Here is a 1123-nt window from a genome sequence, read left to right on the forward strand (position 1 = left end):
GGACGATCTGATGCTCTTGCGCAGCAACATTTTTCGAGACCACGACGGTCCCGTCCGGTGCGGTCGCCCGAAGGAACGCCTCGTGGTGGCCTGCGGCCAAACGGGCGTTGACGGTGGCGCCGTCACTGCGCAGGCCCCCCGACCACACCCACTCGACGCGATCCACCGCCAACGAGGAGGCGACGCTTTCCGGGTGAGTCGGCCCGAAATAGATGGCGTACACCCGATTCGCCCCGAACCAGGTCCCACCCAGCAGCAACATGGTCACCACCGCGAGAACGATCAATTCGACAGCAGTGCGCCGATGCTGCCAGCTGAGCCACAGCAGTACCGACGGCACCATCGCGCCCGCGGCGAGCAACATCGCGTAGACAGGCTGGTACTCGACGGCGGCGAAGATACCGAGGCAGCTGGCAGCCACCGCGATCAGCACGGCACCGACAGCCTCCCACCGCCACGAGATCAACGCACCGAGCGACACCACGCCCGCGAGCGCCAACTGCACGGGTACTTCGATCCGCGATCCGAACACGAAGCCCTCACCGCTGGAGGGCACGCCGACTGTCACGGTGAGTACCGCGAGGGTGATCGCGACGGCAGCCGCGGACACGTGGGCGAGCAACCGCACGATCTGAGCACCGGAGGCGGTCAGCGGTATCGCCCCACGTGGTGTGTGCTGGTGTTGCGGGTGCGGCGACCACAGGCAGTTCCGGCACGCGACATGGGCAATGGGCCGGGCGACCACCCATCGCGCACCGAGTACCAGCGCCAGGCCGATGGCGGCCCCACCCAGCACATCGGTCGGACTGTGCAGGTCTTCGGCCACCCGATCGATGGCGGCGGCCGCGGCGGCGACCCCGAGGAGCACGGTGAGAAACGCGATGACCCGGCGGCGATGCAACAGTGTCGCCACCGCCAACGGAACCAGACCCGCGATGAGGACCGCTTGGATGACGTGCCCACTGGGGTAGGAATCCAGCGCCCCCGCCATCGGACCGTCGACGGGACGTGGCCGATCGATGACACCGCGCAGTCCCGCACTGACGAGCAAACCGAATCCGGGCCCTGGCCATAATTACCGCATGTGCCGCGATACTGCTGTTGCTGCTGGCCGGGCGCCGAC

General features: G+C 67.8%; 1 protein-coding gene. It reads right to left on the reverse strand.

The features are described from left to right. A partial coding sequence (locus tag AB0F44_RS30250; protein WP_357361076.1) for a phosphatase PAP2 family protein occupies positions 1 to 1051 on the reverse strand: 1051 nt, incomplete at its 3' end. Positions 1052 to 1123 lie beyond the last annotated feature (72 nt).

Source organism: Nocardioides sp. NPDC023903, assembly GCF_040639295.1.
Taxonomy (GTDB): Bacteria; Actinomycetota; Actinomycetes; order Propionibacteriales; family Nocardioidaceae; genus Nocardioides.